This is a genomic window from uncultured Porphyromonas sp., assembly GCF_938023125.1.
Lineage (GTDB): Bacteria > Bacteroidota > Bacteroidia > Bacteroidales > Porphyromonadaceae > Porphyromonas.
This window is the reverse complement of sequence record NZ_CALHDW010000017.1, coordinates 65,052-80,396: the sequence shown is the minus strand read 5'-3', so window position 1 is coordinate 80,396 and position 15,345 is coordinate 65,052. Positions and strand designations below refer to the sequence as shown.

Genomic DNA, 15,345 nt, shown 5'->3' with positions numbered 1-15,345 from the left:
TCAGAGGGAAGATTTTTCCCTCTGGAGTGGGGCGAATCTTCCCTTTTTTTGACCTATTTTGACGATGCAACTCAACGAACGATACTTCCCCGTGGTGGGGATGCACTGCGCTGCTTGTGCCGAGAAGGTAGAGCATGCAGTAGCCCATGCTGTAGGTGTAGAGAGCGCAGCCGTTCTTTATACCGAGAAGATACTACACGTACGCTACCGCCCTACGGAGACCTCTCCCGAAGCTCTTGCCAAAGTGGTGGAGGGGGTAGGTTTCGAGCTTATCTTAGCTGATACGGAGTATGAACTGGCCGAGCAGCACCGCAAGGCTCTCCTTGAGGATGCAAAGCGTATGCGGCGCAATCTCATAGGGGCTTGGGTGGCTACCCTCTTTATGATGCTCTTGATGTTGTTGCCTTTTCCCCACCTTGTGCATCAGTTGGGCATGGCTCTTGCTGCGGCTTCTGTCTATTTCTTTTTTGCTGCGGACTATCATAGAGCCGCCCTTCGGCAGATTGTGCATGGGGTTTTCTCTATGGATACCTTGGTCTCGCTCAGTACTACGGTTTCGTTTGTCTCCGGAGTGCTTGCCCTTTTTGGGGGATGGGGGATTTTTACCGATGCACATATCTATTTTGATGCTACTGTAATGATTCCCGCTTTCGTCTTGTTGGGGAAATGGCTAGAGCAACGGGCTACGCAACGGACGGGTGACGCCGTGGCTGCCCTTGTGGAGAGCCGACCGCGATGGGCGTTGCAAATGCGCGATGGAGTAGCTACCGAAGTGCCGGTGGAGACCCTAAAGGTAGGAGATCGTATTCGTGTGCGAGCCGGAGAAGCCATCCCGGTGGATGGGGTCCTTCTCAAGGGCACTACCTCCGTGGATGAGCAACTGATCAGTGGAGAACCCCTCCCCGTAGAGAAGGTGGTGGGTAGCCAGGTGTTTGCAGGTACGCTTAACCGAGAAGGGGCTTTTACCATGGAGGCTACCTCGGTGGGACACGATACCATCTTAGGAACGATTATAGAGACGGTGCGTCATACGCAGCTCGATAAACCCCCTATTCGCCGTATTGCCGATCGTATAGCCGCTATTTTTGTACCCATTGTTATGGGACTATCCCTCTTGACGTTGCTCCTTTGGCTTCTCTTGGGAGACCCGAGCGATGCGTGGCGTTGGGGGTTGCGTTGTGCTATTTCTGTGCTGGTGATTGCCTGCCCTTGCGCATTGGGTTTGGCTACTCCTACTGCCCTTATGGTGATGGTAGGCGAGACAGCACGGAGGCATATCCTAATCCGGAAGGCGGCTTCGATGGAGGTATTGCCCCGAGTAACACACGTTTTTTTGGATAAGACAGGCACCATTACATCGGGGCATCCCCAAGTGGTGGAGGAGACGTGGGCAGACGGCGTTTCTCCCGAGGGGTTAATGCCTTTGTTCGTTGCCATGGAGCAACAGAGTACCCACCCTCTAGCGGCCGCTATTGTGGCGCATGCCGCTCTTCCCAAAGACCTCGTTTTGCCCTCTCTGGATAGCGTTGAGACTTTTGTCGGTAAGGGGGTAGAGGCTTATTCCGAAGGGGTCTGTTATCGGATTGGCAATGCCGGTTTTGTGGGGACTACTCCCCATCCCGAGGCGGAGGGGAGCGAGGTCTTTTTCTCCCGAGAGGGGCAGGTAGTGGCTCGCCTTTTGGTGGCAGATAGGGTAACGGAGGAGAGTAGAGAAGCTGTTGCTGACCTACGAAAGCGCGGCATTGAGGTTGTGTTGCTTACAGGTGATAACCACGGAGCCGCTCAGACGGCAGCCCAAGCGGCGGGGATAGAGGAGTGGCACGCAGCCCTTCTTCCCCACGAAAAACTAGAGATTGTAGCCAAGGCTCGTGCAAAGGGAGCCGTAGTGGCTATGGTCGGGGATGGTATAAACGATAGCGAAGCTCTGGGCGAAGCGGATGTGAGTCTTGCCTTTGCTTCGGGGAGCGACATTGCCGTATCTGTGGCAGATATCACCCTCGCTCAAAACGATCTGCGTCTATTGCCCCAGGCGATAGAGATTGCCAAGCGCAGTCTTCGTACCATTCATGCCAATTTCTTTTGGGCACTGCTCTACAATTTTATTGCCATCCCCCTTGCCGCCGGTGCGCTTTACTCCACGTGGGGTATCCTGCTTTCGCCTGCTATCTCGGGTGCGGCTATGGCATTTAGTTCCCTTTCGGTGGTGACCAATAGCCTATTGCTCAAGAGAAGACTGCGGAGAGAACGCTAAATTCTCCATCGGGAGATCTCCTCGTTTGCATCAAAAGGCAGAGGTCATGTCGTCTGTAAAAAACATTTTTTGCCCCAGAGTGGAAATCTCTGGGGCTGCTTTTTTTGACCATTTTATAGGAAGAGGATATCGGTTGCTTAGCCTGTGGTTTGAGATTTATTTGCTAAATTCGCCCTTGAATCTGGGGGAGAGCCTTTCGCAGAGATAGGTTCCTCCGGTATTTACCATAATGTATAAACTATCATAGATCAATCGTATTGTTATGATGAACCCTGAAGAACTCCGGAAGTCCGGATTCGCAACACGCGCCGTGCACGTAGGTGCCGAAAAAAACCAACATGGTACATTGGCATCTCCTATCTACCAAACATCTACCTTCGTTTTTGAGAATGCAGAGCAGGGCGGTCGCCGTTTTGCCCTCGAAGAAGGAGGTTATATTTATACTCGCTTGGGGAACCCCACCCTTACTACCGTAGAGGAGAAAGTAGCATCCCTAGAGGGTGCAGAGGCTTGTATGAGTGCCTCTTCGGGTATGGGTGCCATCACCTCAGCCGTTTGGGTATGTGTAGAGCAGGGCGATCATATCGTAGCCGGTAAGACGCTCTATGGTTGTACCTACGCTTTCTTTGAGCATGGGCTCAAGCGTTATGGCGTAGACGTTACATTTGTGGATATGCGTGACCCCGAAAATGTACGCAAGGCGATGCGTCCTAATACCAAATTGGTGTATGTAGAGACGCCTGCCAACCCCAATATGTACATTGCAGACATCGAAGCCATTGCCAAGATAGCTCATGCACAAGAGGGCGTGCGTGTGATGGTCGATAATACCTTCTGCACACCTTACCTCTGTCGTCCTCTTGAGTTTGGTGCTGATATTATAGTACACTCGGCTACCAAATTCCTCAATGGTCATGGCGATGTTATTGCCGGATTCATTTGCGGTTCACAAGAATATATCAATCAAGTGCGCCTTGTAGGGGTTAAGGACTTGACGGGTTCTGTACTCGGTCCGTTCGAGGCTTTCCTTATCAATCGTGGTATTAAGACGCTCCATGTACGTATGGATCGCCACTGCGAAAATGCTCAGAAGGTGGCAGAATTCCTCGAAAAGCATCCCAACGTAGAGAGCATTGCTTATCCCGGTTTGGCTAGTTTCCCCCAAAAAGCGCTTGCCGATAAGTATATGAAGCAGCCCGGTTCTATGATTGCCTTCGAAGTAAAGGGTGGCCTAGAAGCCGGTCGTAAGCTGATGAACTCTGTACACTTGGCTACCCTCGCTGTAAGCCTTGGTGATACCGAGACGCTCATTGAGCACCCTGCATCTATGACGCACTCTCCCTACACTCCCGAGGAGCGTGCCGCATCCGATATCTCCGAAGGTCTGGTACGTCTCTCCGTGGGTCTCGAAGATGCAGAAGACATTATTGCTGACCTCAAGCAAGCTCTTGATCAACTTTGATTTAGAGCCGGTTAGATAGAAGATCCCCTCTCTTTGGGGGCGATCTATACCCACGAGGGGTTGTAGTTCCTACTTGCGACTACAGCCCCTCTTTTCTATTTTATTACATCTCTTTGTCTTTTGCTCTAGGTGAGTTTGTGGGGTAGAAGTGGTGGAATACACGTCCTTTTTGTACATTTGCGGACGAAAGTCTCTTGCGGAGCAGGTGCTGCAAGGGGCTGTGGATAGGAGAGAACGAGATGAGTACAGCCGCTGCACAAGGCAAACTGACCATAGTACCTACCCCTGTAGGTAACCTCGGAGACATTACACTCCGGGCCTTGGAAGTGTTGCGGACTGCCGATCTGATCCTTGCGGAGGATACGCGTACATCTTCCGTTCTGCTCAAGCATTACGATGTTAAAAAGCCCCTGGAGAGTCATCATAAATTCAACGAGTTTAAGACCTCTTCGTCTCTGGTTGCACGGATCCGAGAGGGCCTCAATGTAGCATTGATCAGCGATGCCGGCACCCCCGGTGTTAGCGATCCGGGTATTATCTTGGCGCAGGCTTGCATAGAAGCCGGTCTGCCGGTGGAGTGCCTCCCGGGAGCAACGGCGTTTGTTCCCGCCTTGGTTGTCTCCGGATTAGATGCGAGTCGTTTTGTTTTTGAGGGCTTCTTGCCTCAGAAAAAGGGGCGTCACTCACGCATCCAGGCATTGGCAGAGGAGGAGAGAACGGTTATTTTGTACGAGTCTCCCTTCCGAGTGCTCAAAACTTTACAGGCATTTGCCGAGGTGTGTGGAGGGGAGCGTAAGGCTGTAGCGGTACGAGAGCTAACCAAGGTGTACGAAGAGGTGTGCCGAGGGTCTCTCCAAGAACTCATCGAGCACTTCACGGAGGTGAGCCCGCGGGGTGAGTTCGTTCTCCTGATCGCAGGGGCGCCTCAAGAAAAGAAAATACATAAAAGCTATCGCGATAAGCATCGCGAAGAGAATGACAAACTGAATAGTAACTAATTTGTAAAGACAATGAAGAGAACAATCTTAGTAACGGCTTTCGCTTTCCTTATGGCTGCTTGCTTCTCTATGACTTCATGCAAGGGAAACAAGGGCGGAAACAGCGAGCTCGACTCTATTGCAGAGGTAAATAAAAGCCTCGAGACGCAAGTAGAGGAAATGGACGAACTCATCAGTAGTGTACTTGCCAACTTCCAGGAAATTAGCGCCATGGAGGGGGTAATCAACGTTCCTGCCAATGGCGAGATGAATACAAGTCAGAAGGAGCGTGTTGAGAGTAGCATGCAGATGATTACTGAGAAGCTTAAAGCAAATAAAGAAGACATCGATCGTTTGAATGCTAAACTCCAAGCTCTCGGTTCTAAGAACGCCGTAATGACAAAGACAATTAAGGCTTTGCAAAGCGAATTGGAGTCTAAAACAAAAGAGATCCGCCGCCTTACCGAAGAGTTGCAACGCAAGAATATTGCTATAAAGGACCTTGATGATATGGTCAATGACCTCAATCAGAATGTAGAAGCTCTAGCTACTACTACCGAAAAGCAGTCCGAAACAATTGCAGCGCAAGACGCATCTCTCAATACGGTACGCTACTGCGTTGGTACCAAAAATGACCTTAAGGAAATGGGTATCCTCGTAAATGGCAAGGTTGCTACAGAGAACTATACTTCCGATTACTTCCGTCAGGTGGACCTCCGCAAGCTCGCTCGTATTCCCCTCTACTGCAAGAAAGCAGAGCTCCTTACCAACCATCCCTCGAGCAGCTATAGACTATCAGCAGGGGATGACAAGCAGCTCACTCTCGAAATTATTGATCCTCAAAACTTCTGGAGTCTCTCTAAGGTACTTGTTGTACGTACCTATTAATACGGACTCTCTTACAGGAGTAACATACGGCTCTTAGAGCCAAAACACAGCCCTCACCGTATTGCGTGGGTGGCTGTGTTTCGTTAGAAATAAGGGACCCTGCAGCCTCTGGAGAAGGGGTGCAGAGTTCTCTTTGCTTCGAACCTTGCCGCCCGTTCGCTTGTTATTTCCTATGTCACAAACTCTCAATTCGCATGATTAAAAACCTATTTATCGATCTTGATGATACGCTCTGGGATACCTATCACAACAACAAAGAGAGCCTGCGAGAGCTATACCTAGAGGAGGGTTGGCAGCAATTTGCCCCCGACTACGATGCTTTTTGGGAGGAGTATTGGGCGTGCAACGAGGGCTTGTGGGAGTTGTATCGGCACGATAAAATAGATAAGTACACCCTTACTCTGCGCCGAATGAGGGAGCCGATGCCTTGGCTTGCTCCGCTGTCGGATGAAGAGATTCTCGTGCTTAATCGTCGTTTTTTGGCGGCTACAGCTACAAAAACGCGTCTTGTGGAGGGCGCTCTGGAGGTGATGGAATATTTGCATCGCTACTATCGCGTCTACATCTTGTCGAACGGGTTTCGGGAGGTGCAGCATGCCAAAGTAGCGCGCAGTGGCCTTCTCCCTTACATCCATCACATGATACTGAGTGAGGACGCAGGTGTAAACAAGCCCAACGCTGCCATATTCCGTTATGCTTGCTCGGCTACCAATAGTCGCTGTGCAGAGTCTTTGATGATTGGGGATAGCTGGCCGGCGGATATTGTAGGGGCTAAAAATGTGGGAATGGCATCCATTTGGTTTAATCCCCACGGCTTGGAGTGCCCGAGAGACGAGTACACTCCTCGTTATATTATCAGACATCTTAGAGAGTTGCTTCAGCTCTTGTAATTCTCTACTTCTCCTATATAATTATGAAGAAAAAAGGCTCCATAGAGAAACAATTCCACCGTTGGGGAGGATTAGTCCTCTGCTTCTTTCTTATCGCATTTAGCCTTTCGGGTATTCTTCTTAACCATAGGGAGCCGATCTCATCGCTTGATCTCTCGCGCTCTCTCTTACCCTCGTCTTACCATGTGGATGGCTGGACGCAAGGGGCGGCTGTAGGCTCTACGGCTCTCTCCGGCGACTCCGTTTTGCTCTATGGAGGGGAGGGCGTTTGGCTTACGAAAGATGGCGGACGCAGCTTCTCTCGTCTGATGGAGGGCTTGCCTCGTGGGGCAGACCGCTACCAGATGCGCCGCATTCTGCATTCGCACCGCAATGGCACTTTTGCCCTTTCGCAGGATGCTCTCTATCGATGGCAGGGCGCAGCATGGCAGGAGGTCTCCCTCCCGCTCAGAGAGCGTCTCACCGATCTCGCCTTGCAGGGAGACTCTCTTGTGGTGATGGGGCGCTCCCATCTCTTTGTTTTGCAGCTCCCCTATCAGCAATTTAGTACCCTAACCCTTCCCGAGTCCCCGAGTGTCACTCCTCATCGAGCTACGCTGTTTCGCACGCTTTGGGCACTTCATTCGGGCGAACTATTCCACCTCGTTGGGCGTCTCTTTGTGGATGCCTTGGGGCTTGTACTCTTACTACTTTCGATCTCGGGGCTGATTGTCTTTTTCTATCCTCGATGGATGAAAAGGATGCAGAAGCGAGTGCAAGCGGCACACCGAGCTCGAGTGAAAGCACGAACACGTCGTCTGCAGCAGGGTCTCTCGCGCCAGTACAAACTTCATTTGTTGGTAGGCTATTGGTTATTCATCCCGCTCCTTATTCTTGTGGTATCGGGCATGTTTCTTCGTCCGCCTCTTTTGGTGGCAGTGGCGAAAGCGAAGGTACCAACCCTCCCCACCACCTCCCTCCATAGTGCCAACAATCCCTGGCACGATGCTTTGCGCCGCTTGGTCTACGTGCCGGCAAGGCAAGAGTGGGTTCTCTCCACAAGTGAGGGTATATTCCGTTGCAAACGCCTAGGGCTTCCACTGGAAAAGATCGAGAATACTCCTCCTGTAAGTGTGATGGGAGCTAATGTTTTTGAAGTTGATCCCGATAACCCACATGCTCTATTGGTAGGCTCTTTTATGGGGCTCTTTCGTTGGGATTTAGAGAGCGGATCAGTTTTGGATCTCTACACAGGGCAGCCACCCAAGCCTCAGGGAATGATGCCGCTTGGAGACCACAAAGTCTCGGGCTACTCCGCACACTTGGGCGGAAAGAAGGGGCTTGCGTTTGAGTATGATGTGCCGTGCCGTGAGATCTCTCAGCCTAAGGAGATGGGGCGAGGGCGTATTTCTCTCTTTCATACGATGCTTGAGTTGCATACGGGGCGGCTCTATGTCTTTTTCGGACCGTTGGGGATTCTCTGGATCTTTGTCTCGGGGTGTATGATTCTTTGGCTCTTGATCTCGGGTTTCCGTCGGGCTCAAAAGCAAATGCACAAGCGTCGTTCGAGGGCAAAAAGCTAGTCTCAATCCTTTCTCCATGTCCCTTATTTCCTAGGCAATGGGAGCCTCAGTAGAGCCCTTCTTTACCTAGGTATTATCACATTGTTTGTACCTTTGGAGTGGGAAATAGAGAGAAAACGAGCATAACAATCCATGTTTCATTTTTTGCAAGCACTGCTTGTTGCTTTGGCTGTAGCCATAGATGCGGCTACCGTTGCAGCCTGTGAGGGTATTAGCCGCGGGTGTAAACGTTCTTGGGCTACACTTGCTACCATTGCATTACTTTTTGGGGTACTGCAAGGCGGAGTTACTGCAATTGGCTATTGCCTAGGGGCCGAGACGATCGATTTTATAGACGAATACGATCATTGGGTAGTGCTTGTATTACTAGTGGCCGTAGGAGGGCATATGATTTACGATGCCTTTGCTCGGGCTCGCCATGGGCAGCAGATCAAAGGGTACAAAGGAGCGGGCTCTACACTTACTCCGCGCTACTTTTCCTATTTGTTGATGATGGGTTTTGCTACGAGTATTGATGCCTTAGCACTAGGCTTTAGCTTCTCATTCATGACAATTCCCATCCATTTATACGCCTTTATTATAGGTGTTGTAACGGCTTTGGCCTCGGGGTTTGCCTTTTATGTAGGGTGTAAAATTCCCTTCAAATGGATCTCTTGGGCCGAATTGTTTGGGGGATGGGTTCTTATCGCTATCGGGGTGAAAGTCCTTATTGAGCACCTTCATTTGGTGAGCTAAATCGCCCGTGCTAGAGACCGGATCCGACTAAATTAACGGAACTACACCCTGAGAAGGACTTACTTATTCCCCTTTGTATGTAAGGGGGGTATCTCCTTGTTTTTCTAATAGGTAGGGCTAAATCAAATCCTTTTTGCACCATGTCGCCCTGAGTTTTTAGGTGGAATTCTCTATTTGTAGAATATTATGTTTACCTTTGCGGCAAGTATAAGTAAGAACACTGGAGCGGCTTCCTTTGATGCTTTAGAAGAGTACCGAAGAAAAACAAATAGTGGCGTACCTTTAGAGACTCAGAAGAATACGTTCCGCAAAAAGAATGAAGAAAGAATGAAGAAATTTGTAACCTTGTGCGCTGTTGCGCTCGCATCGCTCGTTCTATTCTCTGCTTGTAGCAAGAGCGAAACACCCGAAGAAGTAGCTGTTAAGTTCATGATGGAACTCAACAACGAGAACTATGATGTTGCTAAAACTCTCGCTAATGAGCATGGAGCTCAGGTGGTAGACCTCATGAAAAGCATGAATGACATGTCTGCTATGGGAGGCGAAACCGAAACATCCGAAGCCGTTGAAGGTGCTGAAGGCGAAGCTACTCCTGAAGAAGCTGCTCCCGCTCCAAAAGAAGAAAAGGTGAAGTTTACAGAAGCTGATTTCGAAGTTAAGAAGTCTGAAGTACGTGGCGACTCTGCTTTCGTATGGGTACTTAACAAGAAGGAAGAAGTCCAAGGCGAATTTCCCCTCGTACTCGTAAAGGATGGTGGCAAGTGGAAAGTTGACAAAATCGACAAGGAAAATAAGTAATTCCACGAGATCTCTAGAGGGGGTGGTTGTGCCCTATGAGGTTAGACCTCAGCACCTTCTCCTTCTCTGAATTATAACCCCTACCACTCTAAGGTTTGACTGCTGCTCTTATGTTTGAGAGTTTGTTTAGGAAGGTCTTAGAGTGATAGGGGGTCTTATATTCGGTACTATATGAACACGAATCATAGCACAAAGAGAGGCTGGATGTGGATTTTCTCTCTTCTACTTCTACCCCTAGTGGGTTGCTCTCCTAGTGTGTCTACCACCCAAGAGGCGGAGCCCGAAGAGAAAGCCAAGGAACTGCCTCCTTTGGATTTGTTGCGTTCGGGAGACTTGATCCTGCGCTTAGGGCATGGTGCTAGCTCCGAGTATTTTCGTCAGCATGCCTCCCGTAATCAAGAGTTTAGCCATTGTGGTATTCTCTATCTCCATAGAGGGGAGTGGTTTGTGCTACATGCCGAGTTAGCCTCTTTTAGAGGTATGGATGGCCCCGTAATAGAGTCGCTAGAGAGTTTTGTAGATCACTCGATTCGCTGGGCTGTTTACCGCAATTCGCTCGACGAGGAGGATCGGCGTTCGTTTTGTAAAAGGGCTCTGCAGTGCGTCAAAGAGAAGATAACGTTCGATACCGCCTTCGATAGCACGGATCCTTCTCGGCTTTATTGCTCGGAGTATGTGGCGCATTGCTTCAATAGTGTACTGCCCACGGAAGAGGGTATCAAGCCCTCCTTTGAGATAGCCGGCACAGGCAAGAGGCTTTTTTTGTTGGACGACCTCGTTGCCGGCCTTCCTGAGATTGCTCGAGGGAAGGGAACACCTCAGTAAAAATAGCAACCTAGAATCACTCCGATTGTAGGCTGGTTTTCAAAAAAATCTTGCCCTATACTTTTCAAAATCTTGCCCTATTTCCCAAAAAGTTTTAGGCAGTAGGGGTGCGCGATTCAGTCCTATTCTCAGAAATGAGTAGGCCGGTAGCCCAAAAGAAGAGAGGGCGGAGTAGAAATAGAGGAGAGGGAGTGCCGATTTCCGGCTCGTCTCTCTCCTTTTGTATTGGGAGGCAAAAATCTCCATCCGAGAGCTGACTTTGTCCGACTTTTTGCCCTAAAGTCTCACCAAAAGGCTGTATATTTGCACCCTAGAGTTTGGTATGAGATACTCATACGAAGAGAATGAAACGAGAGCTTAGTTTGGACGAACTACGTGTTGTTATGCGTAAATACCTCGAGGCGCACGACCTCAAGGAGACCTATACGCGTAATATCGTTCTGGAGTATGTGTACCAACTAGAGAAACCTTTTGACGCCGATAGTGTCTACAAGAAACTGCGCGAAGCGGAGGGGAAGCAGATCAGCCGAAGCACCGTATACAGCGCTATCGACCTCTTGTGCCGCTGCGGCATTCTCATTCATTTAACGCGCAATTTAGGAGCTAATTACATCTTGGCATGGCGTTGCCGGGGCTATGCACTTGTGCTTTGTAGCGAGTGCGGCAAGCTCAATCTGTTCCGTCAGGAGAATCTCTCGAAGCAGATGCAGTACGTCAAGCCTCCACGGTTTTCGCCAACGCAGGCCGTAATGGTTGTTTTTGGCGAGTGCAAAGAGTGTACTAATCGCAACCAAGCCGAGAGCTCAGATGGGGCTCAACGCAAGGATAAGAATACAGTAAAAAAAACAAGCCTGCGAGAAAAACGAAGGCAAACGAAATTAAAAAATAAAATACCTATAGGGTAAATACGAATACAGTATGGGAAGAGTAGACGTCTTGTTAGGGCTCCAATGGGGAGACGAAGGTAAGGGTAAAATAGTGGATGTACTTACTCCACGCTATGATATGGTGGCACGCTTCCAGGGTGGTCCTAATGCCGGTCACACCCTGGAGTTTGCAGGGGAGAAGTATGTGCTTCGCTCGGTACCTTCCGGTATCTTCCAGGGGGATAAAATCAATATCATTGGCAATGGGGTTGTACTAGATCCTGTGCTCTTCCGTGAAGAGGTTGAGAGCCTTCTCAGTAGTGGTCATCCCCTCAAAGATCGTTTGGTAATCAGCCGCAAGGCTCATCTCATACTCCCTACTCATCGTCTCTTGGATGCTGCTGGCGAAAAAGCGCTAGGCGCCCAGAAGGTGGGAACTACGGGCAAGGGTATCGGTCCCACGTACACCGATAAGGTAAGCCGTCATGGGGTACGCGTTGGGGATATAGAGGGCGACTTTGCGACTAGCTACAAGCGAGCCAAAGAACGTCACTTGGGCATGTTGCAGGGAATGGGAGTAGAAGTTCCGGACCTGACACAAGCCGAAGCCGATTTCTTTGCTGCGGTAGAATATCTCCGCCAATTCCGTTTCGTGGATAGCGAGTTTGTGATAAACAATACGTTAAAGTCCGGTAAGAATATTTTGGCAGAGGGGGCACAAGGCTCCATGCTTGATATCGACTTCGGTTCCTATCCTTTCGTTACGTCCAGCAACACAATTTGCGCAGGAAGCTGTGTTGGGATGGGAGTTTCCCCCCGAGCTATTGGCGATGTTTATGGTATCTTTAAGGCCTATTGCACTCGAGTGGGTGCGGGTCCTTTCCCTACAGAATTGTTTGACGAAGATGGCCGCCAGATGGCAGAGCGTGGGCGAGAGTTTGGCGCTGTTACGGGGCGTCCTCGTCGCTGTGGTTGGATTGACCTTGTAGCACTTCGCTACACGATTATGCTCAATGGCGTGACCAAGCTCATCATGATGAAGAGCGACGTTTTAGACACCTTTGCCACCATCAAAGCCTGCCGTGCCTATCGTATCAATGGCGTAGAAACGCGCGACTTCCCCTACTCAATTGAGCAGGACATAGAGCCTATCTACGACGAAGTGCCGGGGTGGCAGTGCGATCTTACCGCCTTCGATCGTGAGGAGCAATTGCCCAAGGCTTTCCTCGATTACGTTGCTTACTTAGAGCGTGAATTGGAGGTGCCCATTGCTATTCTATCCGTAGGACCCGACCGAAAACAAACTATCGTGCGAGGCTAATAATCGCTAGCATCGTACATGACTTATCAGCAAACTATCGACTACCTTTTTGCTGCTACGCCCCAATTTGAGCAGCAGGGAGGGAGTGCCTACAAGCCCGGTCTGGAGCGGGTCTTGGCCATGGCGGAGGCTATTGGTAGCCCCCATCTTGGTTCGGGTATTCGCTATATCCATGTGGCCGGCACCAATGGAAAGGGGTCGACTTCGAGCACTTTGGCGGCCATCCTATCGGCAGCCGGCTATCGAACGGGGCTTTTCACATCTCCCCATCTTGTGGACTTTAGAGAGCGCATTCGTATTGATGGTATGCCTATTGAGGAGTGTGCCGTGGTGGATTTTGTAGAACGAACACGCCCCCTCATTGAGCGATTCTCTCCCTCCTTTTTCGAGCTAACAACCTTGATGGCACTGCATCACTTTGCAGAGAAAAAAGTGGATGTTGCCATCATAGAGGTGGGTATGGGAGGCCGGCTCGATAGTACCAATATCATCACTCCGGAGCTCTCCATCGTTACCAATATCAGCCTTGATCATACTCAATTCTTAGGCTCTACGCTAGAGGCGATTGCGGGAGAGAAGGCGGGGATTTTCAAGCCCAACGTTCCTGCACTTGTAGGGGAGGCGAGTGCCTCTCTTCGGTCCGTATTTAGGGAAAAGGCAGAGCTGCTTGATGCGCCTCTTTGCTTTGCAGAGGATAGCGATGTGTTGCAAGATGCCGAGCCCGATAGGGGCGGATGGACGCTTCATACACGTGATTATGGCACTCTGTGGGGCGAGTTGGGAGGAGCGGCTCAGCGGCTCAATGCTCGTACTATCTTGGCGGCTCTTGCTATCCTTACTCGTCGTTCGTTTCAAATCCCTAGGGCTGCTGTGGAGGAGGGCTTTGCGCATGTCGTGGAGCGTTCACACCTCCTAGGACGATGGCAAAAGGTGGCATCTCAGCCCGATACCTATTGCGACACAGGGCACAACGAGGCCGGTATTCGTCTCGTCGTGGAGCAGTTAAAACAAGAGCAGTACCAAACGTTACATATCGTCTTTGGTATGGTGGCGGATAAGGATTGGCATTCGGTACTTCGTCTGCTCCCCACGTCTGCTCATTACTACTTCGTACAACCAACGAGCGATCGGGCTTTGTCTTCCGAAGAATTGGCTCAGGAGGCTCGTTCCATAGGTCTGGAAGGCTTCGTTTTCCCCTCCATAGAAGAGGGGTGCCTGGCTGCCCAGAAAGCGGCTCTACCCCAAGACCTTATATACATAGGGGGTAGTAACTATATCGTTGCTGAGGCGCTCAAAAAGTGCTATCCCCACACACTCGAATCTGTATTCAATACTAATCATTAAATACTCAAACTTATGACTCAAGCAATTCAACAGTCGCTTCGTGACAAGGCGTGGGCAAGGTGGACGGTGCTTATCCTTATCGCCCTGACCATGTTCTTCGCTTACATGTTTGTAGATGTACTATCTCCTCTCAAGTCCATGCTGGAGAAAACAGCAGAAGAAGGGGGCCTCGGGTGGTCGTCTACCGTATTTGGGACTTACGGCTCTAGTGAGTTCTTCCTCAATGTCTTCTTCTTTTTCCTCATTTTTGCCGGGATTATTTTGGACAAAATGGGGGTACGATTTACGGCTGTATTGTCGGGATCTTTGATGGTTCTTGGTGCTCTTATCAAGGTTTATGCACTCGGTTCCACTTTCAATAATGGTGGCTTTGGCTTTGAGTTGTTCAACTCATTTATGCCTTCGATGCCCCCCTCGGCTAAGCTTGCTTGCGTTGGCTTTATGATCTTTGGCTGCGGCTGCGAGATGGGTGGTGTAACGGTATCTCGTGCCATCGTTAAGTGGTTCGAAGGCAAAGAAATGGCTCTCGCCATGGGCTTGGAAATGGCTGTTGCCCGCCTCGGTGTCTTCGCTGTATTCCGCATGTCTGCACCTATTGCTGAGAAGTTTGGTAGCGTACAGGCTCCTGTAATCCTCTGCCTTATCCTCCTCTCTATTGGGTTGCTTTTCTATCTTATCTATGGTATTTTCGATGCTCGTTTGGATAAGACTTCGGGTAATGTTGCTAGTGCAGAAGAGGAAGAACCATTCCGTTTCAAAGACTTGGCAAAGGTCTTCGGTAGTGGTATCTTCTGGGTTGTTGCCCTTCTTTGCGTGCTCTACTATTCTGCCATCTTCCCCTTCCAAAAGTTTGCTACCAACATGCTAGAGACTAACCTCGGGCTCTCTGCAGAGACGGCGTCCGGTATCTTTAGTTACTTCCCCATTGGGGCTATGATCATTACTCCGTTCCTTGGTGCTTTCCTCGACTTCAAGGGCAAAGGAGCCACGATGCTTATGCTCGGCTCTGTCTTGATGATTGTATGTCATACGATTTTTGCTCTTTATCCATTTGTGGCAGGGGATACTACCTCTACCATTGTTGCCTATGCAGCTATTGTGTTGTTGGGTATCTCTTTCTCTCTCGTGCCTGCAGCTCTCTGGCCCTCTATGCCTAAGCTTATCGATGGCAAGGTGCTAGGTTCGGCTTATTCGGCTACCTTCTGGATCCAAAACGTAGGGCTCATGGTTGTACCCATTGTGATTGGTCAGGTACTAGACAAGACGGGCTCTTACCGCTTGCCCATGCTTATTTTTGCTTCGTTTGGTGTAGCAGCTCTTCTCTTGAGCTTGTACCTCAAGGCAATCGATAAGAAGAAGGGTTATGGACTCGAATTGCCCAACAAAAAGAAGTAATAAACGTTTGAATCAGAACTTGTAATACCCT

Annotated in this window: 13 protein-coding genes; all 13 read left to right on the top strand. The window is 49.9% G+C overall.

All coding sequences use genetic code 11. The features are described 5' to 3' along the window. Window positions 1-64: 64 nt before the first annotated feature. The gene (locus Q0090_RS04995) at window positions 65-2,251 is read left to right on the top strand and encodes a heavy metal translocating P-type ATPase (protein ID WP_297948128.1); all 2,187 of its coding nucleotides are present in this window, start codon (window positions 65-67) and stop codon (window positions 2,249-2,251) included. 265 nt (window positions 2,252-2,516) lie between these two features. Then, window positions 2,517-3,713: a methionine gamma-lyase gene (gene megL, locus Q0090_RS04990; RefSeq protein ID WP_297948782.1), complete on the top strand. Its 1,197-nt coding sequence runs from the start codon at window positions 2,517-2,519 to the stop codon at window positions 3,711-3,713. Window positions 3,714-3,952: 239 nt separating this feature from the next. Continuing rightward, on the top strand, window positions 3,953-4,711 hold the full coding sequence (gene rsmI, locus Q0090_RS04985; protein ID WP_297948125.1) for a 16S rRNA (cytidine(1402)-2'-O)-methyltransferase: 759 nt from the start codon (window positions 3,953-3,955) through the stop codon (window positions 4,709-4,711). Window positions 4,712-4,723: 12 nt separating this feature from the next. Next, window positions 4,724-5,578 (top strand): hypothetical protein, encoded by an 855-nt coding sequence (locus Q0090_RS04980; RefSeq protein ID WP_297948122.1) that lies wholly within the window; start codon window positions 4,724-4,726, stop codon window positions 5,576-5,578. A 194-nt stretch (window positions 5,579-5,772) separates the two neighbouring features. Further along, a complete protein-coding gene (locus tag Q0090_RS04975; protein ID WP_297948119.1) occupies window positions 5,773-6,468 on the top strand; it encodes a YjjG family noncanonical pyrimidine nucleotidase in 696 nt (231 codons plus the stop codon). A gap of 23 nt (window positions 6,469-6,491) precedes the next feature. After that, complete coding sequence (locus Q0090_RS04970) at window positions 6,492-8,030, top strand: PepSY domain-containing protein (protein ID WP_297948116.1); 1,539 nt, start codon at window positions 6,492-6,494, stop codon at window positions 8,028-8,030. 132 nt (window positions 8,031-8,162) lie between these two features. Continuing rightward, the gene (locus Q0090_RS04965; protein ID WP_297948113.1) at window positions 8,163-8,765 is read left to right on the top strand and encodes a manganese efflux pump; all 603 of its coding nucleotides are present in this window, start codon (window positions 8,163-8,165) and stop codon (window positions 8,763-8,765) included. Between the two features lie 327 nt (window positions 8,766-9,092). After that, complete coding sequence (locus tag Q0090_RS04960; protein ID WP_297948111.1) at window positions 9,093-9,563, top strand: hypothetical protein; 471 nt, start codon at window positions 9,093-9,095, stop codon at window positions 9,561-9,563. 171 nt (window positions 9,564-9,734) lie between these two features. Next, window positions 9,735-10,388, top strand: coding sequence for a YiiX/YebB-like N1pC/P60 family cysteine hydrolase (locus Q0090_RS04955; RefSeq protein WP_297948108.1), 654 nt, complete (start codon window positions 9,735-9,737; stop codon window positions 10,386-10,388). Window positions 10,389-10,732: 344 nt separating this feature from the next. Continuing rightward, the gene (locus Q0090_RS04950; RefSeq protein ID WP_297948105.1) at window positions 10,733-11,293 is read left to right on the top strand and encodes a transcriptional repressor; all 561 of its coding nucleotides are present in this window, start codon (window positions 10,733-10,735) and stop codon (window positions 11,291-11,293) included. Between the two features lie 13 nt (window positions 11,294-11,306). After that, window positions 11,307-12,575, top strand: a complete 1,269-nt coding sequence (locus tag Q0090_RS04945; RefSeq protein WP_297948102.1) for an adenylosuccinate synthase — start codon at window positions 11,307-11,309, stop codon at window positions 12,573-12,575. 18 nt (window positions 12,576-12,593) lie between these two features. Then, a complete protein-coding gene (locus Q0090_RS04940) occupies window positions 12,594-13,919 on the top strand; it encodes a folylpolyglutamate synthase/dihydrofolate synthase family protein (RefSeq protein ID WP_297948099.1) in 1,326 nt (441 codons plus the stop codon). 12 nt (window positions 13,920-13,931) lie between these two features. Then, entirely contained in the window at window positions 13,932-15,314 is a 1,383-nt protein-coding gene (locus tag Q0090_RS04935) for an MFS transporter (protein ID WP_297948096.1), read from the top strand. Window positions 15,315-15,345: the final 31 nt, after the last annotated feature.

Excerpts from the sequence above, each read along its gene's own strand:
- Q0090_RS04950 (WP_297948105.1), top strand. The coding sequence starts at position 10,733 with ATGAAACGAGAGCTTAGTTTGGACGAACTACGTGTTGTTATGCGTAAA.
- rsmI (WP_297948125.1), top strand. The coding sequence starts at position 3,953 with ATGAGTACAGCCGCTGCACAAGGCAAACTGACCATAGTACCTACCCCT.
- Q0090_RS04975 (WP_297948119.1), top strand. The coding sequence starts at position 5,773 with ATGATTAAAAACCTATTTATCGATCTTGATGATACGCTCTGGGATACC.
- Q0090_RS04945 (WP_297948102.1), top strand. The coding sequence starts at position 11,307 with ATGGGAAGAGTAGACGTCTTGTTAGGGCTCCAATGGGGAGACGAAGGT.
- Q0090_RS04960 (WP_297948111.1), top strand. The coding sequence starts at position 9,093 with ATGAAGAAATTTGTAACCTTGTGCGCTGTTGCGCTCGCATCGCTCGTT.
- Q0090_RS04970 (WP_297948116.1), top strand. The coding sequence starts at position 6,492 with ATGAAGAAAAAAGGCTCCATAGAGAAACAATTCCACCGTTGGGGAGGA.
- Q0090_RS04995 (WP_297948128.1), top strand. The coding sequence starts at position 65 with ATGCAACTCAACGAACGATACTTCCCCGTGGTGGGGATGCACTGCGCT.
- megL (WP_297948782.1), top strand. The coding sequence starts at position 2,517 with ATGAACCCTGAAGAACTCCGGAAGTCCGGATTCGCAACACGCGCCGTG.
- Q0090_RS04980 (WP_297948122.1), top strand. The coding sequence starts at position 4,724 with ATGAAGAGAACAATCTTAGTAACGGCTTTCGCTTTCCTTATGGCTGCT.
- Q0090_RS04935 (WP_297948096.1), top strand. The coding sequence starts at position 13,932 with ATGACTCAAGCAATTCAACAGTCGCTTCGTGACAAGGCGTGGGCAAGG.
- Q0090_RS04955 (WP_297948108.1), top strand. The coding sequence starts at position 9,735 with ATGAACACGAATCATAGCACAAAGAGAGGCTGGATGTGGATTTTCTCT.
- Q0090_RS04965 (WP_297948113.1), top strand. The coding sequence starts at position 8,163 with ATGTTTCATTTTTTGCAAGCACTGCTTGTTGCTTTGGCTGTAGCCATA.
- Q0090_RS04940 (WP_297948099.1), top strand. The coding sequence starts at position 12,594 with ATGACTTATCAGCAAACTATCGACTACCTTTTTGCTGCTACGCCCCAA.